Origin of the sequence: Enterobacter sp. GD03975, assembly GCF_029838645.1 — a bacterium.
GTDB classification, from domain to species: Bacteria; Pseudomonadota; Gammaproteobacteria; order Enterobacterales; family Enterobacteriaceae; genus Enterobacter; species Enterobacter quasihormaechei.
This window is the reverse complement of the sequence record NZ_JAOBZC010000007.1, coordinates 25,747-46,583: the sequence shown is the minus strand read 5'-3', so window position 1 is coordinate 46,583 and position 20,837 is coordinate 25,747. Positions and strand designations below refer to the sequence as shown.

Sequence of the window (20,837 nt, the reverse complement as noted above, 5' to 3'; positions counted from 1 at the left end):
TGCATTGTACACAGTAAAACAATATGGAGGCATTCATGTCCGTTTCAGAAAAACCATTTATTAACCGTCAGTTCGAACGCGTGTCGACCGAAGAGGTTCACCAGGCCGCTGAGTATCAGGCCGCTATCCTCGCGGATGTTGCCGGCCGCCGCGGTACGCTCCATGGTCGTATCAAACCGCTCGCACCTCAGATGACCGTTGCGGGCCCGGCTGTCACCGTGGAGGTGCGCCCGGGAGATAATCTGGCCATCCATGCCGCAATGGCCGTCGCCCAGCCTGGCGATGTGCTGGTTATTGACGGCAAAGGCGACCTGACCTGTGCGCTGCTCGGCGAGATTATGGCGACTCAGGCCCAGGCAAGTGGGATCGCGGGCATCATCATTGACGGAGCGGTACGTGATGCCGATACCCTGAGTAAAGGGCATTACCCCGTCTTCGCCGCCGGTCTTAACCCCTGTGGCCCGACAAAATCCATTCCTGGCCGGGTTAATCACCCCATCTCTATCGCTGGCGCGACGGTTCGGGCCGGGGATCTGATTGTTGCGGATATCGACGGCGTGGTGGCGATCCCGCGTGATGAAGTGCAGGCCATTATCGCCATGGCCAAAGGGAAACTCGAAACAGAGACCCGACGTCTTGCCGCTATTCGTGAGGGCGATTTGCGTCCACACTGGCTTAACGACGCGCTGCGCAAGGCGGGCATGTTATCTGACGGGGAGACGCTGTAATGGCAGGCAAACGCGTTGTACTGGTTACCGGATGCGACCTGGCAGACCAGGCTGTAAACATGCTGCGAGACTTTGACGTGGTGTATGCAGGACGTCAGCCCACAGAAAATGAGCTGGTTACGCTGTGCGAGCGGCACAATCCTGTGGCCATCCTGGTGCGTTACGGCAGGATAACCGCACGGATTATGGATGCTGCCCCCGCATTACAGGTTATATCGAAACACGGAAGCGGCATTGACGTGATAGACCAGCCAGCGGCAGCGGCGCGTAATATCGCCGTACGTTCCGCCCCCGGTGCCAATGCGGCAGCGGTTGCGGAACATACCTGGGCATTAATTCTTGCCTGTGCCAAATCCGTGGTTGCCCTTGATAAGCGCCTGCGCGACGGGCACTGGGATAAAGCCACGCACAAATCGATCGAGCTGGACGGCATGACGCTGGGGCTTATCGGCCTGGGGGCGATTGGCTCGCGGGTGGCGAACGTGGGGCTGGCATTCGGCATGCAGGTTGTGGCGTACGATCCTTACGCTAAAACGATGCCTTCAGGCTGTGATCGGGCAAACACCTTAGCCGACCTGCTTTCCCGTGCCGATGTTATCTCCCTGCATTGCCCGCTCACTGACGACAACAGAGGAATGATTAACGCAGACACGCTCGCCCACTGTAAGCCGAACGCTATTCTGGTGAACACGGCGCGCGGCGGGTTGATTAACGATGACGCCTTGCTCAGGGCGCTAAAGGATGGAACCTTGCACAGCGCGGCACTCGACAGCTTTACCAGCGAGCCTCTGACCGCCCCGCACAGGTGGCAGACCGTCGATAACGTCATCATCTCGCCGCATATTGGCGGCGTCAGCGAGGCGTCATACGTCAGGATGGGAACCGTGGCCGCCAGCAATATTCTGGACGTTGTGCGCGTGGCTGACGATGCCACCGTCAGCCCGTGAAGCGCATTGATAAATGACAGCGCCCGCTTGTCACTTATCCTCAGCGAGTGCCTGCGCGCATGCCCAGGCACTGGCCCACGCCCACTGGAAGTTATACCCGCCGAGCCAGCCGGTCACGTCCATCACTTCGCCAATGAAATAGAGACCCGGCACGTTGCGGGCTTCCATCGTGCGGGATGAGAGTTCGTTTGTATCCACGCCGCCCAGCGTCACTTCCGCCGTGCGGTAGCCCTCGGTGCCGTTTGGCTGTACGCGCCAGTTCGTCAGCGTCTCCACCAGCGTTTCCTGCTCGCGGCTGTTCAGCTGCTTAAGCGACACGTCCGGGATCTGCCCCAGCGTCTGCAAACATTCCACCAGGCGCTTCGGCAGCTGCATTGCCAGGGTATTTTTCAGGCTTTGATTCGGGTGCGCAGCGCGCTGTTCGTTCAGGAACGCGTCCAGATCGCAGTCCGGTACCAGGTTCACGGAGACAAACTCTCCCGGCTGCCAGTAGCTGGAGATCTGCAACACCGCCGGCCCCGAAAGGCCGCGATGGGTAAAGAGCAGGTTTTCGCGAAATACCGTGCCGTCTTCGGCCGTAATAACCGACGGCACAGACACGCCGGAGAGCGTCTGAAGCTGTTCCAGCAGCGGCTTATGCAGCGTGAACGGCACCAGCCCGGCGCGGGTGGGCAGCACCTTCAGGCCAAACTGCTCGGCGATTTTGTAGCCGAGCGGTGAGGCGCCAAGACCCGGCATTGAAAGGCCGCCGCTGGCGATCACCAGATTATCGGCGCTGACGGTTTCACCGTTGAGTTGCAGCGTGTAGCCCTGCTCGTCGCGGGCGACCTCGAGCACTTCCGTCCGCAGGCGCATGACCACGCCGCCTTTCTCGCACTCGGCCACCAGCATATCAACGATTTGCTGGGCGGAGTCGTCGCAGAACAGCTGTCCCAGCGTCTTCTCATGCCACGTGATACCGTGTTTACCCACCAGTTCGATAAAGTCCCACTGGGTGTAGCGCGCCAGCGCAGATTTACAAAAATGACGGTTCTGGCTCAGATAGGCCGCCGGTTCGACATAGAGATTAGTGAAGTTGCAGCGCCCGCCGCCGGACATCAGGATCTTGCGGCCAGGCTTTTTTCCGTTATCCAGCAGCAGCACGCGACGACCCGCTTGTCCGGCCATTGCCGCACAAAACATACCCGCCGCACCGGCGCCAATTACTACGGCATCAAACCTTTCCACGTCAAAATCCTCTTCGTTAACTGCCGCGGATTGTAAAGTTTCCTCAGTGGTCGCACCAGCGTAAAAAGATATTACAAAGCCATTTCATTGATATTTAAAGATTATCCTTTCAAGCACATTTCTCAAATCAGGTGGTATGTCAAAAAAAGTCTATATTTCACTTTGCCCGTTGCGCATTTGTCCTGGATAATGCGCCGCGTTCATGTCCTCAAAATGGCGTAACGTCCTATGCTACATTTGTTTGCCGGCCTGGATTTACATACCGGGCTTTTATTATTGCTTGCTCTGGTTTTTGTGCTGTTTTACGAAGCGATCAACGGCTTCCACGACACTGCAAACGCAGTTGCAACGGTTATCTACACTCGCGCAATGCGATCGCAGCTTGCGGTCGTTATGGCGGCGGTATTTAACTTTTTTGGTGTCCTCCTGGGCGGACTGAGCGTTGCGTATGCCATTGTGCATATGCTGCCAACGGATCTGCTTCTTAACGTGAGTTCCGGTCATGGCCTGGCCATGGTGTTCTCAATGCTGCTTGCTGCCATTATCTGGAACCTCGGTACCTGGTATTTTGGCCTGCCTGCATCCAGCTCTCACACCCTTATTGGCGCGATTATCGGTATTGGGTTAACCAACGCCCTGATGACCGGTACCTCGGTTGTTGATGCGCTGAACCTGCCTAAAGTACTGGGCATTTTCGGCTCTCTGATCATCTCTCCTATCGTCGGTCTGGTGGTGGCGGGTGGCTTGATTTTCATCCTGCGTCGCTACTGGAGCAACACGAAGAAACGTGCGCGTATCCACCTGACGCCAGCAGAGCGTGAAAAGAAAGACGGCAAGAAAAAGCCGCCGTTCTGGACGCGTATCGCGCTGATCGTTTCCGCTATCGGCGTGGCCTTCTCTCATGGCGCGAACGATGGTCAGAAGGGCATTGGTCTGGTGATGCTGGTTCTGATTGGCGTCGCACCGGCGGGCTTCGTGGTTAACATGAACGCCTCTGGCTACGAGATCACCCGTACCCGTGATGCGGTAAACAACGTTGAAACGTACTTCCAGCAGCATCCTCAGTTGCTGAAGAAAGCGACCGGCGTAGACCAGCTGATCCCTTCTCCTGACTCTGGCGCACTGACTGCACCGGGCGAGTTCCATTGCCACCCGGCAAACGCGATTAACGCGCTGGAACGTGCGAAAGGCATGCTGGCCGATATCGAAAGCTACGACAAACTGGCTGTTGAACAGCGTGGTCAGCTGCGTCGCATCATGCTCTGCATCTCCGACGTGACCGATAAAGTCGCGAAGCTGCCAGAGGTGACTGCCGACGACAAACGTCTGCTGAAGAAACTGAAAGGCGATATGCTCAACACCATTGAGTACGCGCCAATCTGGATCATCATGGCGGTCGCGCTGGCGCTGGGTATCGGTACGATGATTGGCTGGCGTCGTGTGGCGACCACCATCGGCGAGAAGATCGGTAAGAAAGGCATGACCTATGCGCAGGGTATGTCCGCGCAGATGACGGCAGCGGTGTCTATCGGTCTGGCGAGCTATACCGGTATGCCAGTATCAACCACCCACGTACTCTCTTCGTCCGTGGCAGGTACCATGATTGTTGACGGCGGCGGTTTACAGCGTAAAACCGTGACCAACATTCTGATGGCCTGGGTGTTCACCCTCCCGGCGTCCATCCTGCTGTCCGGCGGTCTGTACTGGATTTCGCTGAAGCTGATTTAACCGGCTGAAGGCGACAAAAAAGCGGGTCAGGAAACTGGCCCGCTTTTTTTACGCTCAGTGCCAAATCATCAGTGCAATCATACTCACCACAACCAGGCCACACAGGGCGCTGGTCAAAATGAACTGACGACGCAGGCGCTCGCAGCGACGGATAAACTCTTCATCGTGGTGATCGCGGTAGCGCTGGTAATAGATGTACCCCACCAGACGCATCTGTTTGCTGGGCTGTCCATGCGAGGTGAAGAACCCTCCACCGTCCACGTACTGATAAAGCAGCGGATCGCAACCACGAAGTACCACTAACAGCGCACGTAACGATGAGAAGTAGCGCGCCATATTCACTATGCAAACTACGCATAACGCCCAAAACAATGCGACGGTGCTAATCATACATCCTCCCCGGCGTCCGCCCATGAAGCAAGGCTCCTGAGCTACCGCACCCCAATGCCCTGACAGACAGTTCAGTGAAAGAATGACTAAAAGTCGATCCGGTTCGCGTTTTAATATCCGAACGGCTCATTAAATAGTGTAGGAGATCCGTTAATTTTTTTGCCACAAGGTTAATCGTTATCAACACCAAAGCTTGAAAAATATGTTTAACTGGGCCGTAATGAAAGCATCAGACGACGCTTTCCCATTTAGTCATCGATAACTTAAGGAAGGAGTAACACTATGGCTTACAAACACATTCTTATCGCGGTAGACCTCTCCCCGGAGAGTAAAGTGCTGGTCGACAAAGCAGTATCCATGGCACGTCCCTACAACGCGAAAGTTTCGCTGATTCACGTTGATGTGAATTACTCCGACCTCTACACCGGTCTGATCGACGTGAATCTCGGCGATATGCAGAAACGCATCTCCGAAGAGACTCACCACGCGCTGAGCGAGCTCTCTACCAATGCGGGCTATCCGATCACTGAAACCCTGAGCGGTAGCGGCGATCTGGGTCAGGTGCTGGTTGATGCGATTAAGAAATACGATATGGATCTGGTGGTCTGCGGACATCACCAGGACTTCTGGAGCAAGCTGATGTCCTCAGCGCGCCAGCTGATTAATACCGTTCACGTGGATATGCTGATTGTTCCACTGCGTGACGAAGAAGACGAGTAAGTGCAAAAAAAGCGGCACTGAATGTAGGCCGGGTAAGGCGAAGCCGCCACCCGGCTTTTTTTATTCCGGCGTCCCCGCATAAATATCAAACCGGTGCCCTTTGGTGGTCACCGCGTTGGTCGTGGCAACGTCCGCCAGCGGCGGCGCGTAGTCCGGACGCTTCACCACCACCCGCTTCGTCGCGAGCTGACGAGCAGGCTCCAGCAGGCCATCTGCATCCAGATCCGGCCCCACCAGCGACTGAAACACCCGCATCTCTTTCTTCACCAGCGCGCTTTTCTGCTTGTGCGGGAACATCGGGTCGAGGTAGACCACCTGCGGGCGCGGAGTGATATCCGTCAGCGCCGTCAGGCTTGACGCGTGGATCAGCTGCAAACGTTCCTGCAACCACGGGCCGATTTCCGGGTCCGCATAGCCTCGCGTCAGCCCGTCGTCGAGCAGCGCGGCGACAACCGGATTACGCTCCAGCATCCGCACCCGGCAGCCCACCGACGCCAGCACAAACGCATCGCGCCCCAGCCCCGCCGTGGCATCCACCACGTCCGGCAGATAGCTTCCCTTAATGCCGACCGCTTTGGCCACCGCTTCGCCGCGACCGCCGCCGAACTTACGCCGGTGCGCCATCGCGCCGCCGACAAAATCGACAAAAATCCCGCCGAGCTTCGGCTCGTCGCGCTTGCGAAGCTCCAGATGTTCCGGCGTCATCACCAGCGCCATCAGGTTGTCTTCATCATGTTCCAGCCCCCAGCGGGCCGCCAGAACAGATAAGGCGCCGTTCCCGGCGCCCGTTTCATCCACTAAGCAGATCTTCACGTAGCAATCAGCCTTTGATTCCGTAATGCTCCAGCATCGCATCCAGCTGAGGCTCGCGGCCACGGAAGCGTTTGAACAGCTCCATAGGCTCTTCTGAACCCCCGCGCGTCAGGATGTTATCGAGGAACGACTGACCGGTTTCGCGGTTGAAAATCCCCTCTTCTTCGAAGCGAGAGAAGGCGTCCGCCGCCAGCACGTCGGCCCACAGGTAGCTGTAGTAGCCCGCGGCGTATCCGCCTGCGAAGATATGGCTGAACGCGTGCGGGAAGCGTCCCCAGGTTGGGCCTGGAATAACGGCGACCTGCTTTTTAATCTCGGCCAGCGTTTCGAGGATTTTCGCCCCCTGCTCCGGGCTGAACTCGGCGTGCAGGCGGAAATCGAACAGGCCGAACTCCAGCTGACGCAGGATAAACATCGCCGCCTGGTAGTTTTTTGCCGCCAGCATTTTATCCAGCAACTCTTTAGGCAGCGGTTCGCCGGTCTCATAGTGGCCGGAGATAAACGCTAGCGCGTCCGGCTCCCAGCACCAGTTTTCCATAAACTGGCTTGGCAGCTCGACCGCATCCCATGGCACCCCGCTGATACCGGCGACGCCGGCGGTTTCGATGCGGGTCAGCATGTGGTGCAGGCCGTGACCGAACTCGTGGAACAGAGTGATCACTTCATCGTGGGTGAACAGCGCCGGTTTGCCGCTTACCGGACGGTTGAAGTTACAGGTCAGATAGGCGACCGGTTTTTGCAGGGAACCATCCGCTTTACGCATCTGGCCCACGCAGTCGTCCATCCACGCCCCGCCGCGTTTGTTTTCACGCGCGTAAAGATCCAGATAGAAGCTGCCGCGCAGCTCGTTTTTCTCGTCATACAGCTCAAAGAAGCGCACGTCCGGATGCCAGACGTCAATATCGGTACGCTCTTTAGCGGTAATGCCGTAAATGCGTTTCACCACTTCAAACAGACCGTTGACGGCTTTGTTTTCTGGGAAGTACGGACGCAGCTGTTCGTCGCTGATGCTGTAGAGGTACTGCTTCTGTTTTTCGCTGTAGTACGCGATATCCCACGGCTGAAGCTCGTCCACGCCAAACTCGGCTTTCGCAAAGGCGCGCAGCTGGGCCAGCTCTTTCTCCCCCTGAGGACGAGCACGTTTCGCCAGATCGGTCAGGAAGTCGAGCACCTGCTGCGGGTTCTCGGCCATTTTGGTGGCGAGGGATTTATCCGCGTAGCTGTCGAAGCCCAGCAGCTGTGCCAGCTCGTGGCGCAGGGCGAGGATCTCCGCCATCACCGGGCTGTTATCCCATTTACCCGCATTCGGCCCCTGATCGGAGGCGCGGGTGCTGTAGGCGCGGTACATCTCTTCACGCAGGGCCTGGTTGTCGCAGTAGGTCATCACCGGCAGATAGCTCGGGATATCCAGCGTTAACAGGAAGCCTTCCTGCTCTTTCGCTTCGGCCTGGGCTTTCGCTGCCGCCAGCGCGCTTTCCGGCATACCCGCCAGCTCGGCTTCGTCGGTAATCAGCTTCGTCCAGCCCATGGTGGCGTCGAGGACGTTGTTGCTGTACTGGTTGCCCAGCTCGGACAGGCGCGCAGCGATTTCGCCGTAGCGAACCTGCTTCTCTTTTGGCAGACCGATACCGGACAGCTCAAAGTCACGCAGGGCGTTATCAACCGATTTTTTCTGCGCCGTGTTCAGTTCGGCATAATGGTCGCCGTCGCGCAGGTCGCGGTAGGCTTTGTACAGCCCTTCGTGCTGGCCGACCCAGGTGCTGTACTCAGAGAGCAGCGGCAGGGTTTGTTCGTAGGCTTCACGCAGTTCCGGGCTGTTTTTCACCGAGTTCAGGTGGCTCACCGGGGAGAAGATACGCCCCAGCACGTCGTCCACTTCGGCCAGCGGCTGACACAGATTCTCCCAGGTGTACGGCGCGCCCTGCGCAACCACGCTTTCTACCGCCGCGCGGCAGTTGTCCAGCGACTGGGTAACGGCTGGAACCACATGCTCAGGGAGGATTTTAGAAAACGGTGGCAACGAAAAAGGCGTCAGTAATGGATTGGTCATAAACGCTGTCCTGTTGAAATAGATGAATGAAGCGCGCATCCGGCGCTGTGCATATTGTTCAGTAATGGGGTTAAGTGTAGAGGATTTCAATGCCGGACGTTGTCGAAAAGAGCCCGGTGGCGCTGCGCTTACCGGGCCTGCGGGTAATCTTTGCCGTTCTGCTGTAAACTGTGGCAAATCGTCAATTCAGCGGAATATCATTACCCATGCTCAGTTATCGCCACAGCTTCCACGCTGGCAACCATGCCGACGTCCTTAAACACACCGTTCAGAGCCTGATCATCGAATCGCTCAAAGAGAAGGATAAACCGTTTCTCTATCTGGACACCCACGCGGGCGCGGGCCGTTATCAGCTGAGCGGCGAGCATGCCGAGCGTACCGGTGAATATCTGGAAGGGATTGCGCGTATCTGGCAGCAGGACGATCTGCCTGCCGAGCTGGAGCCGTACATCGGCGTGGTGAATCACTTTAACCGCAACGGCCAGCTGCGTTACTACCCGGGCTCCCCGCTGATTGCCCGCCAGCTGCTGCGCGAGCAGGACAGCCTCCAGCTGACCGAACTGCACCCGAGCGATTTCCCGCTGCTGCGCTCTGAGTTTCAGAAAGATAACCGCGCCCGCGTGGACAAAGCCGACGGTTACCAGCAGCTGAAAGCCAAGCTGCCGCCGGTTTCCCGTCGCGGCCTGGTGCTGATCGACCCGCCGTACGAAATCAAAACCGACTATCAGGCGGTGGTGACCGGCATCAACGAAGGTTACAAACGCTTTGCGACCGGAACCTATGCCCTGTGGTATCCGGTGGTGCTGCGCGCGCAGATTAAACGCATGATTAAGGATCTGGAAGCGACCGGCATTCGTAAAATACTGCAAATTGAGCTGGCGGTGCGCCCCGACAGCGACCAGCGCGGCATGACCGCTTCCGGCATGATTGTGATTAACCCGCCGTGGAAGCTGGAAGCGCAGATGAACAACGTGCTGCCGTGGCTGCACAAAACGCTGGTGCCTGCCGGAACAGGACACGCCACCGTAAGCTGGATTGTGCCGGAGTAATTGCAGCCATCGGTGGAAACTATTGATTTCAGGTATACAATCGCGGCAATTCACGATTAAGGACAAAAACTATGACCAGGCATTATGACTACATCGCAATCGGCGGCGGCAGCGGCGGCATCGCCTCCATTAACCGTGCGGCCATGTACGGCCAGAAGTGTGCGCTGATTGAAGCCAAAGCGCTCGGCGGCACCTGCGTGAACGTCGGTTGTGTACCGAAGAAAGTGATGTGGCATGCCGCGCAAATCCGTGAAGCTATTCATATGTATGGCCCGGACTACGGTTTTGACACCACCATCAACCACTTCGACTGGGACAAGCTGATCGCCAGCCGTACCGCCTACATCGACCGTATTCATACCTCGTACGACAACGTGCTGGGCAAGAATAACGTTGACGTGATCCGCGGCTTCGCCCGTTTTGTGGATGCGAAAACGATCGAAGTGAACGGCGAGACGATCACTGCCGATCACATCCTGATCGCCACCGGCGGCCGTCCGAGCCACCCGAACATTCCGGGCGCGGAATACGGTATCGACTCCGACGGGTTCTTCGAGCTGCCAGCTCTGCCTGAGCGCGTGGCCATTGTGGGCGCAGGTTACATCGCGGTTGAGCTGGCTGGCGTGATTAACGGCCTGGGCGCAGAGGCGCACCTGTTCGTGCGTAAACACGCGCCGCTGCGCAGCTTCGACCCGCTGATCGTCGAGACGCTGGTTGAGGTGATGAACGCCGAAGGCCCAACGCTGCACACCAACGCCGTGCCAAAAGCGGTCGTTAAAAATGCAGACGGCAGCCTGACGCTGGAGCTGGAAGATGGCCGCAGCCAGACCGTTGACTGCCTGATCTGGGCGATTGGTCGTGAACCGGAAACCGACAACTTCAACCTGGCCGCAACTGGCGTGAAAACCAATGAAAAAGGGTATATCGTCGTTGATAAGTTCCAGAACACCAGCGTACCGGGCATTTATGCCGTCGGGGATAACACCGGTGCCGTCGAACTGACGCCGGTTGCCGTTGCCGCGGGCCGTCGCCTCTCCGAGCGCCTGTTTAACAACAAGCCGGACGAGCACCTGGATTACAGCAACATCCCGACCGTGGTCTTCAGCCACCCGCCCATCGGCACCGTCGGCTTAACCGAGCCGCAGGCGCGCGAGCAGTACGGCGATGACCAGGTGAAAGTGTACAAATCGGCGTTTACCGCAATGTATACCGCAGTCACCTCGCACCGTCAGCCGTGCCGCATGAAGCTGGTCTGCGTGGGCCCGGACGAGAAGATCGTCGGTATCCACGGCATTGGCTTCGGCATGGACGAGATCCTGCAAGGCTTCGCGGTGGCGCTGAAGATGGGCGCCACCAAGAAAGACTTCGATAACACCGTCGCGATCCACCCGACGGCGGCAGAAGAATTTGTGACCATGCGTTAAGCCTGATGCCCCTCCCCGGAGGGGCATTTTTCATTAACATTCACAAATCGTTGCAAAACGAATGCTCCGAAAATAGTGATCTACCGCACATATCCCCCCACATCTACCGAAGCGAATGTCTACGCTTATAGGACGCCCGGAAAAACCAGTCTTTGAGAACACATAACCGGAGGTCTTTATCACCATGTTCAACCAGAAACTACAGACTGCCGAGGAAATCGAGTTCGAAATTGCAGAAGAGCTGCGCTACGAAACCGATCCCTGTGAGTTAAAACTGGATGAGATGATCGAGGCAGAGCCGGAACCGGAAATGATTGAAGGGCTGCCGGCGTCCGATGCCCTCACGCCCGCAGACCGCTACCTTGAACTGTTTGAACACGTCCAGTCGTCGCGGCTGTTTGCGGACAGCAAAACCTTCCCCGACTGTGCGCCGAAGATGGATCCGCTGGATATCCTGATTCGCTACCGCAAGGTGCGTCGTCACCGTGATTTCGACCTGGCGCGCTTTGTGGAGAATCACTTCTGGCTGCCGGAGGATTACAGCAAAGAGTACGTCTCCGATCCCGGCTTCTCCCTGAAAGAACACATTGATAACCTGTGGCCCGTGCTGACACGCGAGCCGCAGGATCACATCCCGTGGTCGTCGCTGCTGGCGCTGCCGCAGGCCTATATTGTGCCCGGCGGTCGCTTCAGCGAGACCTACTACTGGGACTCCTACTTCTCCATGCTGGGGCTGGCGGAAAGCGGTCGTAACGATTTGCTGAAATGTATGGCCGATAACTTCGCCTGGCTGATTGAGCGCTATGGCCATATCCCGAACGGCAACCGCACCTACTACCTCAGCCGCTCCCAGCCGCCGGTATTTGCGCTGATGGTGGAGCTGTTTGAAGAGGACGGCGTGCGCGGGGCGAAGCGCTATCTTGAACACCTCAAGATGGAGTACGCCTTCTGGATGGACGGGGCAGAATCGCTGCTGCTCAATCAGGCCTATCGCAGTGCGGTCCGCATGCCGGACGGCTCCCTGCTTAACCGTTACTGGGACGATCGCGATACGCCGCGGGATGAATCCTGGATTGAGGACGTTGAAACCGCCCGTCATTCGGGTCGTCCGCCGAACGAGGTGTATCGCGACCTGCGCGCCGGGGCAGCCTCCGGATGGGATTACTCATCCCGCTGGCTGCGCGATCCGGCGCGGCTGGCCAGCATCCGCACGACGCAATTTATCCCCATCGATTTGAACGCGTTCCTGTTCAAGCTGGAGAGCGCTATTGCCAATATCTCAGCATCGAAAGGGGATAAAGAGACCGCCGATCTGTTCCGTCAGAAAGCCAGCGACCGCCGCGCGGCGGTGAACCGCTACCTATGGGACGACGAGAACGGCTGTTATCGCGATTACGACTGGCGACGTGAAGCGCTGGCGCTCTTCTCTGCGGCCAGCATTGTGCCGCTGTACGTGGGCATGGCGACGCATGAGCAGGCGGAGCGGCTGTCCGATGCCGTTAAAGCCCGTCTGCTCACACCGGGCGGGATCCTCGCCACCGAATATGAAACAGGCGAACAGTGGGATAAGCCGAACGGCTGGGCGCCGCTGCAATGGATGGCCATTCAGGGGTTCAAACAGTACGGCAACGACTCGCTGGGAGATGAGATCGCCTGGAGCTGGCTGCACACGGTGAACCATTACTATAAAACCCATCATAAGCTGATTGAGAAGTACCACATCGCCAGCAGCACGCCACGCGAAGGTGGCGGGGGGGAGTATCCGTTGCAGGATGGCTTCGGCTGGACCAATGGCGTGGTGCGGCGGTTGATTGGGTTGTATGGGGAGCCCTGAGCCTCTCCCCTCAGGGGAGAGGGGGAAAATAATCAGCGGATCACCTCATAAATGGCAGTCTGGATGGACTGCCATTTTTTTGTGGTGGCATCCGGCTGAGATTTAGCGCGGCGCGTGGCCATATCCGCATCATGCTGTTGGCGTTTCACCACTGCCGGGACGGTACAGAACGCTTTCAGGTACTGCTTGCGCATAGACGTCAGCGATTCGCCGTTCGCCATCGCATGGCTAAGCGTGTTAATAAAGCGTCGGCAGGGCTTTTGCTCTGTCATTTGCAGGCGGTAGCGCAGCATCACTTCCAGCACGTCGTCGTAGCCTGCCGATAACGCCTCTTCTGTCCATGACACTTTCCAGTCCATCCCGCCCTGCAAGAACAGGAGCGCCACGCGGGTATCGTTGCGGCTGATAGCTGAACGGAAGTTGTTTTCATCCCAGGTCACACCCATACGCGTCAGCGTTTCTCGCGAGGAAGGCGTTTCGCGCATCTCCTGCACCGGCGCGGGAGATGCCGAACTGGCTAAAGCCGGCTGCGGTTTACTGCTGGTTACCAGCCAGGCTCCCCCCACGATAATCGCGATAACCATCACGCCAACCGCTCCCCACAGCACGCCGGAAATCAGCTGTTCGCGCTGCTCGGGCGTTCGCGCGGCGCGCTGGGTCGGTTTCTCTATGCTGTCGCGCACTTCAAAAAGATCGCCACCCGTGGTGCGATCCCTTTTCTGCGCCTTTTCCCAGAACGCGTGCAGCTCGCTTTCCTCCACCGCCATAAGCGCCGCCGGGTTAATGCGTGTCCGCCCTTCCTCAAACGCGCGCTGAACGGAGCGGGTTATCTGCGTGTAATAGCTCTCGAGCAGCTGGATTTGCGCCCCGCTTAACGGCTGCTGTACGGTGATGCTGTTGCGGATTTGACGGATATCTTCGAGGAAGGTTTGCAGCGTTTTGCGAGGCTCTACCAGCAGCGTCAGCATGTCCGGGTCGTTAAACAGCGACGCGTAATAGCGGCTAAATTCTTTTTTATCCACCAGCATCTGGGCCAGCTCGCTGAACAACATGCCGCTCAGCACATCGTTAATTTCACCGTTTTTCAGCCAGCGACGCACGCGATCGGCGTTAAACAAGGTCTTAAGATGATTATTCAGCCGCGTCGGATCGGGCCACGCCTGCTGTATCAGCCCTTTTATCATTAGCTCGATGGCTCGCACCTGTTTCTGCGCCTGGAGCTGGCTCGCCTGCTCTGGCGCCATCCCGGTATCGTAGGTCAGGAGGGGCTGTTGCAAACGCAGATATTCAAGAGCGGTTACAAAGCGCATCGCCGCAATCAGCTGGTTTTCGCTGACGTCCTGCCCGCTTTCATACTGGGGGACGCGCTGCTGAAGCAAGCGTAATTGCAGCGTAAAGGCCGTCATTTCCGCATCATTCAGGTTCAGCTTCCTGGCAACGGCGCCCCACCCGCCCAGCCCCAGGCGGGCGCTGTCCAGCTGTTCCAGAAACCAGCGTGGATCTTTGCCTTCACTAACAGGTACATTCAACAGAAGTAAGATTTCGACAGACGCCTGACGGATCGCCGCCAGGCAGTGTTCAAACTGCTCGCGGGTATGATGCGATGAGCTCATCATCTTTGTTTTCCTTGAGAGACAACAAATACCGCTAAAGCGGCATTAAAGGTGATTTTTCTTTTTATTTATACGAGGTTAAACATACCTGACTTTCTGTTGAAATAAAGTGACAACCCTATAATCATTTACAATGCCTCAGGAGAATCTGAATGCCCGCCTTTACGACCGCACGCCTCACCTGCTCGCCGCTTCAGGAGCAAGACTGGTTCTTTTTTCTGTCGCTTCAGCAACATCCTGACGTGATGCGTTTTGTCGCCGAGGCGCGTAGCGAGGCGGATATTCGGGAAGCCTTTGAGTCTCGTCTGTTGCCGTGGACGCCGGGCAGCGCACACTGGCTCTGCCTTGTGGTGCGTGATACGGCCAGCCAGACGCCGCTGGGCGTAACCGGCTATGTACACCGGGAAGCAGATTGTGCCGAAGTTGGTTTTCTCTTTGCGCCCTTTGCGCAGGGGAAAGGATACGGCTTTGAATCGCTGCGGGCCGTGTGTGATTTCGCGTTGACTCAGGGCAATATTCGTCGGCTCACCGCCACCGTTACCGCGGGAAATATCGCCTCAAGGCGGCTGCTGGAAAAAACAGGTTTTCAGCTGGAAGGTGAGTTGCGCGAGAGTTATTTCCTTTCAGGGCAATGGCATAACGACTGGCTGTTCGGATTATTGAAAAAGGAATACCCGTTCAGTAAAACCTGATCAACAGCCATTTGGCGGATATTCCCCGGACGTCGTTTCCTCTATAGTCCCGCCATTAAGAGGAAACGCTTATGACGGGTTATGCAATGCAGATAACGTCTGCTGCAATCGCATTAATTAAAAAGCAGCAGGGACTTTCCCTGGAAAAATACCGTGACGAAAAGGGAATATGGGTTATAGGTTACGGTCACGTGATTCGCCAGTGGGAGAAATTTAACGGCCTCATTACGCCGGCTGAGGCGGAGTATTTGCTTTTCAATGATATTCAATTATGTGAGACACTGCTGCGGGAAACCAACCGACGCCCATTAACCCAACAGCAGCATGATGCCCTGGTATTAACTCTCTTCAGTTTTGGGGAAGACTCCCCTCTGCCAGAGAAGATCCTTCAGGCCGTCGCCCGGGTGTAGTACATCGCGGCCTGCGTCCGGTTTTTGACGTCAAGACGGCGGAAAAGCGTCTCAAGATGCGCTTTTACCGTTGCCGCACTGATGTTGAGATTACGCCCAATCTCTTTATTCGACTCTCCGGCCGCCAGTAACTTCAACACCTCACGCTGGCGCTCGCTTAACAATGACAGCTCATCATGGGAGGAGTGCTGCTTCAGCCACTCGCCGGGAAAACAGACCATCCCTCGCGATACCGAATCCAGCACTGCGGAAAAGCGTTCGGGATTTGCATTGCGGGGGATTATCGCCACCACGTTGCGCTGTAGCATTTGCTCAACCCAGCGAGGCTCTTTTTTCGTTAATACCAACACCACGCGCGCCGCTGGAAAACGTTCCGTAATCTCTTCCAGTAAAGCCACGCCATTATCATGAATTAAATATCCATCTATCATGACGATAGCGGAGGGTGACGCGGATAATTGCGCCCATAATTCATCAGTCTGACGAGTCCCTGTCAAATCTATTTCCGGAATTAACTTCTGCAAACTGCACATCGCTCCATGAATAAATAGTGACTGCCTGTCAAACATGATTACTCGCATCGTTTTACTCCTCTGAGAATAGCGAAGGGGGATTCTACAGAGGCATTTTTTAAGAAAAAACTCAATGAACGGAGAGGTTACAATTCATCCGGCTCTCTTTATATTTTCCCGCATTTAGACATACCTGAATTAAGGATTTCCTTAAGAGAGTTCCCTCCTCTTAAGACCGAACATTACAGGAACATACCGCCTGAGACTTCAATACGTTGCGCATTCATCCAGCCCAGTTTGTCGCTGAGCAGGGCCGCAATGGCGTCACCAATATCATCGGGCAGGCCCACGCGTCCCAGCGCAGTTTGCGACGCCAGCAGCTGGTTAAGCTCCGCATTATCCCGCACGCGTCCGCCGCCAAAGTCGGTTTCAATGGCGCCGGGCGCGATGATATTGACGGAAATACCGCGCGCGCCCAGCTCTTTTGCCTGATAGCGGGTCAGCACTTCCATCGCCCCTTTCATGGCCGCGTAGGTGCCTGAGCCTGGCTGAGTAAAACGGGCCAGTCCGCTGGAGACGTTCAGGATACGTCCCCCGTCTTTTATTAACGGCAGCAGCTGCTGCGTGAGGAAAAACGGGCCTTTGAAATGAATGTTCACCGCATCGTCAAACTGCGCCTCCGTCGTCTCGGTATAAGGGGCGTACAAGCCTGTGCCGGCGTTGTTCACTAAATAGTCAAAGGCGTCACGTTGCCAGACGTGCTGAAGGGTGTCCTTCACCTGTTGAGCAAAACGCGGAAAACTTGCCGTATCGCCGACGTTAAGCTGCAATGCGGCCGCTTTTCCGCCTTTTACCTCTATTTCGCGCACAACGTCATGCGCCTCCTGCTGGCTGCTGTTCCAGGTCAGGATGATGCCTGTCCCTTCCGCAGCCAGCTTCAGAACGGCGTTTTTACCCAGGCCGCGGCTACCGCCGGTCACTAATGCAATACGTTCACGCATAATTCACCTCGTTTCGTCTGTGATGAAGATTGAGAAAGAGCTTATTAGATGGTAGAAAATCAATAAATACTCCTGCTAACGCTTCACTGTTTCATTCATAACAACAATGACTAACATCTATGGATAAAATACACGCAATGCAGCTTTTCCTTCGCGTCGCGGAACTGGAGAGTTTTTCCCGCGCGGCGGAGACGCTAAGCCTGCCCAAAGGGAGCGTATCGCGGCAGATCCAGGCCCTGGAAAACGCGCTGGGTACGCAGCTGCTGCACCGCACTACCCGCCGCGTCAGCCTGACGCAGGACGGCATGGTTTATTACGAACGTGCAAAAGATCTGCTGATGAACCTAGACGAGCTGGACGGCATGTTCCTGCACGACCCCTCCTCCATCAGCGGTCGGCTACGCGTGGATATGCCCGTTGCCATTGCGCGAAATGTGGTCATTCCAAAACTGCCTGCCTTTTTACAGCAGTACCCCGGCATTGAGCTGGAGCTGAGCAGCAGCGACCGCCTGGTGGACGTCATCCGCGAAGGATTTGACTGCGTGGTGCGCGTGGGTAACCTGAAGGACTCCGGGCTTATCGCCCGTCCGCTTGGGAAGCTTTCGGTGATTAACTGCGCCAGCCCGGACTATCTGACGCGATTCGGCTACCCTGAGACGCTGGACGATTTGGCCTCACACGCCCTCATTCACTACTCCGCCACGCTGGGCACCCGCCCGCTGGGTTTTGAGTATTTCAACGGCAGCGCGACCCAGTGGGTGAAAACGGGAGGCGTACTAACGGTCAACAGCACGGAAACCTACCAGGCCGCCTGTATCGCCGGGCTTGGCATTATACAGGTCCCGCGCGTCGGGGTGCGTGATGCCCTGCGCACGAAAAAACTCGTGGAGATCCTGCCGCAGTACCGGGCTGAACCGATGCCCGTCTCCCTCATTTATCCCCACCGCCGTAACCTCTCCCGCCGGGTGCATGTGTTTATGGCGTGGCTTACCGAACTCACAAAAAGTTACGTGGACTAGTCGCAAGCTATAATTCAGTAACATCCAGCTCAACGAAAAGGAAAATGCGCGTGACGCCGGAAAATAACCCGCAACGACCGACTCAACATTTAGATTATGAACCCATCAAAAAGATGGATAACGAACCTGAAGCGCCGAAAGAGCCTGGAACGGCCAGCAAAGCGCTGGGCACCGTAACCGGTATAGCTGAAAAAATTCAGCAGATACCCGCGATTGCCCACCTGATACGCGCCGCTGAGCGCTTCAACGACCGCATGGGAAATCAGTTCGGCGCGGCGATCACCTACTTCTCTTTCCTGTCGATGATCCCCATCCTGATGGTGTCGTTTGCCGCCGCCGGTTTTGTGCTGGCGTCTCACCCGACGCTATTGCAGGACATCTTCAATAAGATCCTGAACAACGTTAGCGACCAGACGCTCGCCACGACGCTTAAAAGCACCATCAATACCGCCGTGCAGCAGCGTACCACCGTGGGTATCGTCGGGTTGCTCATTGCGCTCTACTCCGGGGTGAACTGGATGGGCAACCTGCGTGAGGCCATTCGCGCCCAGTCGCGTGACGTCTGGGAGCGTACGCCGCAGGACCAGGAGAAGATATGGGTGAAGTATCTGCGCGACTTTATTTCGCTGATTGGACTGCTGGTGGCACTGGTCATCACGCTCTCTATCACCTCGGTCGCCGGTTCCGCGCAGCAGATGATTATCTCCGCGCTGTATCTGGATTACATTGAATGGCTGAAGCCAGCCTGGCGCGGTATAGGGCTTGCCATCTCCATCTTTGCTAACTACCTGCTGTTCTTCTGGATCTTCTGGCGTTTGCCCCGCCATCGCCCGCGCAAGAAGGCGCTGATCCGTGGGACGTTGATTGCCGCTATTGGTTTTGAGGTAATCAAAATTGTGATGACCTATACGCTGCCGTCGCTGGTCAAGTCTCCTTCCGGCGCGGCCTTTGGTTCAGTGCTGGGGCTGATGGCCTTCTTCTATTTCTTCGCGCGCCTGACGCTGTTCTGCGCCGCGTGGATCGCCACCGCAGAGTATAAAGACGACCCGCGCATGCCGGGAAAAACCCACCACTGATGTTCTGTCGGGCTGATATTTCAGCCCGATTCATCATTTCAGCATATAAATCCAGACCGTAACTTTTATTTAACTCAAAACCAGTTTTAATGACTGATATTTAAAATGTGTGAAGCATTTCATGGAAGTGTTTTCGCTGGCCTGAAAATTATCCGCTTTTTGTTGCTTTTATGACCACGCCACGCCTTTGTTACAGATTGAAATGTCGCTTTTGCTGTGCCTAATATGGCCCTTCGTTCGTCCAAAAATAAGAAAATATTATGCAAGCAACAGCCACCACACTTAACGAAGGGGCGGAACACGTTCCGGTCAACTCCCGCAATAAAGTCGTCGTCGCATCGCTGATTGGCACCGCCATTGAGTTCTTCGACTTTTACATTTATGCCACCGCTGCGGTCATTGTCTTTCCGCATATTTTCTTCCCACAGGGCGACCCGACGGCAGCCACGCTACAGTCTTTAGCCACCTTTGCTATCGCCTTCGTTGCGCGTCCGATTGGTTCAGCGGTCTTTGGGCATTTTGGCGATCGCGTTGGCCGTAAAGTGACGCTGGTTGCCTCGCTGCTGACCATGGGGATCTCTACGGTTGCCATCGGCCTGCTGCCGACCTATGAAACTATTGGCATTCTGGCGCCCGTGCTGCTGGCGCTGGCGCGCTTTGGTCAGGGTTTAGGCCTGGGCGGGGAATGGGGCGGCGCGGCGCTGCTGGCGACCGAAAACGCCCCGGCGCGCAAGCGTGCGCTGTATGGCTCTTTCCCGCAGCTGGGCGCACCGATTGGCTTCTTCTTCGCTAACGGCACCTTCCTGCTCCTCTCCTGGCTGCTGACCGATGAACAGTTCATGAGCTGGGGCTGGCGTATTCCGTTCGTCTTCTCAGCCGTGCTGGTGCTGATTGGCCTGTACGTGCGCGTGTCCCTGCACGAAACACCGGTCTTCGCGAAAGTCGCCGCGGCGAAAAAACAGGTTAAAGTTCCGCTGGGCACGCTGCTGACCAAACACCTTCGCGTAACCGTGCTGGGCACGTTCATTATGCTGGCGACCTATACGCTGTTCTACATCATGACCGTTTACTCCATGACCTACAGCACCGCCGCCGTACCGGTCGGGCTGGGCCTGCCGCGTAACGAAGTGCTGTGGATGCTGATGATGGCGGTGATTGGATTTGGCGTGATGGTGCCCATCGCGGGCCTGCTGGCGGATAAATTTGGCCGTCGTTCAAGCATGATCGTCATCACCTCGCTGATCATCCTGTTCGCGCTGTTTGTCTTCCCGCCGCTGCTGGGTTCAGGTAGCCCTGCGCTGGTGATGGCGTATCTGCTGATTGGCCTGAGCCTGATGGGACTGACCTTTGGCCCGATGGGCGCGCTGTTGCCGGAGCTGTTCCCGACTGAAGTGCGTTATACCGGCGCGTCGTTCTCCTATAACGTTTCGTCTATTCTGGGCGCCTCGGTCGCCCCGTATATCGCCACCTGGCTTCAGGCAAACTATGGCCTGTTCTATGTGGGCGTCTATCTGGCGGCAATGGCAGCGCTGACGCTGATTGCGCTGCTGCTGACGCACGAAACTAAACATCAGTCGCTGTAAGATGATGCCGGGTGGCGGCTA

19 protein-coding genes are annotated in these 20,837 nt (G+C 56.6%); 12 read left to right on the top strand and 7 right to left on the bottom strand.

The genetic code is table 11. From position 1 onward, the window contains the following. The first annotated feature begins 35 nt into the window (after positions 1-35). The gene (locus N5C09_RS13250) at positions 36-728 is read left to right on the top strand and encodes an RraA family protein (RefSeq protein ID WP_279749194.1); all 693 of its coding nucleotides are present in this window, start codon (positions 36-38) and stop codon (positions 726-728) included. Next, on the top strand, positions 728-1,675 hold the full coding sequence (locus N5C09_RS13245; protein ID WP_063865354.1) for a hydroxyacid dehydrogenase: 948 nt from the start codon (positions 728-730) through the stop codon (positions 1,673-1,675). Before N5C09_RS13250 ends, N5C09_RS13245 begins: the two co-directional genes overlap by 1 nt. A gap of 30 nt (positions 1,676-1,705) precedes the next feature. Here the strand turns inward: N5C09_RS13245 and N5C09_RS13240 are convergent, their stop codons facing one another. Continuing rightward, complete coding sequence (locus tag N5C09_RS13240) at positions 1,706-2,902, bottom strand: NAD(P)/FAD-dependent oxidoreductase (protein WP_279749193.1); 1,197 nt, start codon at positions 2,900-2,902, stop codon at positions 1,706-1,708. Positions 2,903-3,130: 228 nt separating this feature from the next. On the opposite strand from N5C09_RS13240, the gene pitA reads away from it, so the two are divergent. Next, complete coding sequence (pitA, locus tag N5C09_RS13235; RefSeq protein ID WP_063450006.1) at positions 3,131-4,630, top strand: inorganic phosphate transporter PitA; 1,500 nt, start codon at positions 3,131-3,133, stop codon at positions 4,628-4,630. 54 nt (positions 4,631-4,684) lie between these two features. On the opposite strand, the gene uspB is transcribed toward pitA, so the two are convergent. Beyond that, complete coding sequence (gene uspB, locus N5C09_RS13230; protein ID WP_003861224.1) at positions 4,685-5,020, bottom strand: universal stress protein UspB; 336 nt, start codon at positions 5,018-5,020, stop codon at positions 4,685-4,687. A gap of 282 nt (positions 5,021-5,302) precedes the next feature. Here uspB and uspA point away from each other — a divergent pair, with 282 nt between their 5' ends. Beyond that, positions 5,303-5,740, top strand: coding sequence for a universal stress protein UspA (gene uspA / locus N5C09_RS13225; RefSeq protein WP_003861223.1), 438 nt, complete (start codon positions 5,303-5,305; stop codon positions 5,738-5,740). Between the two features lie 60 nt (positions 5,741-5,800). Here uspA and rsmJ read toward each other — a convergent pair whose 3' ends face one another. After that, entirely contained in the window at positions 5,801-6,553 is a 753-nt protein-coding gene (rsmJ, locus tag N5C09_RS13220) for a 16S rRNA (guanine(1516)-N(2))-methyltransferase RsmJ (RefSeq protein ID WP_107534151.1), read from the bottom strand. 7 nt (positions 6,554-6,560) lie between these two features. Next, entirely contained in the window at positions 6,561-8,603 is a 2,043-nt protein-coding gene (gene prlC / locus N5C09_RS13215; RefSeq protein ID WP_279749192.1) for an oligopeptidase A, read from the bottom strand. A gap of 206 nt (positions 8,604-8,809) precedes the next feature. Between prlC and N5C09_RS13210 the strand changes: the two genes are divergently transcribed. The 3 genes from N5C09_RS13210 (at position 8,810) to N5C09_RS13200 (ending at position 12,910) form a co-directional block, all read left to right on the top strand. After that, positions 8,810-9,652, top strand: a complete 843-nt coding sequence (locus tag N5C09_RS13210; protein ID WP_006808562.1) for a 23S rRNA (adenine(2030)-N(6))-methyltransferase RlmJ — start codon at positions 8,810-8,812, stop codon at positions 9,650-9,652. A gap of 71 nt (positions 9,653-9,723) precedes the next feature. Beyond that, a complete protein-coding gene (gene gorA / locus N5C09_RS13205) occupies positions 9,724-11,076 on the top strand; it encodes a glutathione-disulfide reductase (protein WP_063450012.1) in 1,353 nt (450 codons plus the stop codon). Between the two features lie 184 nt (positions 11,077-11,260). Next, entirely contained in the window at positions 11,261-12,910 is a 1,650-nt protein-coding gene (locus tag N5C09_RS13200; protein WP_063865347.1) for an alpha,alpha-trehalase, read from the top strand. A 32-nt stretch (positions 12,911-12,942) separates the two neighbouring features. Here the strand turns inward: N5C09_RS13200 and N5C09_RS13195 are convergent, their stop codons facing one another. Beyond that, a complete protein-coding gene (locus N5C09_RS13195; protein ID WP_279749191.1) occupies positions 12,943-14,526 on the bottom strand; it encodes an STY4199 family HEPN domain-containing protein in 1,584 nt (527 codons plus the stop codon). Between the two features lie 149 nt (positions 14,527-14,675). Between N5C09_RS13195 and N5C09_RS13190 the strand changes: the two genes are divergently transcribed. Further along, positions 14,676-15,215 (top strand): GNAT family protein, encoded by a 540-nt coding sequence (locus N5C09_RS13190; protein WP_279749190.1) that lies wholly within the window; start codon positions 14,676-14,678, stop codon positions 15,213-15,215. Between the two features lie 71 nt (positions 15,216-15,286). Next, positions 15,287-15,625: a lysozyme gene (locus N5C09_RS13185; RefSeq protein WP_063865344.1), complete on the top strand. Its 339-nt coding sequence runs from the start codon at positions 15,287-15,289 to the stop codon at positions 15,623-15,625. Here N5C09_RS13185 and N5C09_RS13180 read toward each other — a convergent pair. Together N5C09_RS13180 and N5C09_RS13175 are read right to left on the bottom strand one after the other, a co-directional pair. Next, positions 15,604-16,206, bottom strand: a complete 603-nt coding sequence (locus tag N5C09_RS13180) for a response regulator transcription factor (RefSeq protein ID WP_203465324.1) — start codon at positions 16,204-16,206, stop codon at positions 15,604-15,606. The genes N5C09_RS13185 and N5C09_RS13180 overlap by 22 nt on opposite strands. A gap of 173 nt (positions 16,207-16,379) precedes the next feature. Then, the gene (locus N5C09_RS13175) at positions 16,380-17,138 is read right to left on the bottom strand and encodes an SDR family oxidoreductase (RefSeq protein ID WP_279749189.1); all 759 of its coding nucleotides are present in this window, start codon (positions 17,136-17,138) and stop codon (positions 16,380-16,382) included. A gap of 119 nt (positions 17,139-17,257) precedes the next feature. Here N5C09_RS13175 and N5C09_RS13170 point away from each other — a divergent pair, with 119 nt between their 5' ends. The 3 genes from N5C09_RS13170 to N5C09_RS13160 all read left to right on the top strand — a co-directional run bounded on the left by N5C09_RS13170 (position 17,258) and on the right by N5C09_RS13160 (position 20,816). Further along, positions 17,258-18,157: a LysR family transcriptional regulator gene (locus N5C09_RS13170; RefSeq protein WP_063865341.1), complete on the top strand. Its 900-nt coding sequence runs from the start codon at positions 17,258-17,260 to the stop codon at positions 18,155-18,157. Between the two features lie 50 nt (positions 18,158-18,207). Further along, a complete protein-coding gene (gene yhjD / locus N5C09_RS13165; RefSeq protein WP_063450037.1) occupies positions 18,208-19,233 on the top strand; it encodes an inner membrane protein YhjD in 1,026 nt (341 codons plus the stop codon). Between the two features lie 260 nt (positions 19,234-19,493). Beyond that, on the top strand, positions 19,494-20,816 hold the full coding sequence (locus N5C09_RS13160; RefSeq protein ID WP_063865340.1) for an MFS transporter: 1,323 nt from the start codon (positions 19,494-19,496) through the stop codon (positions 20,814-20,816). The last annotated feature ends 21 nt before the right edge of the window (positions 20,817-20,837 follow it).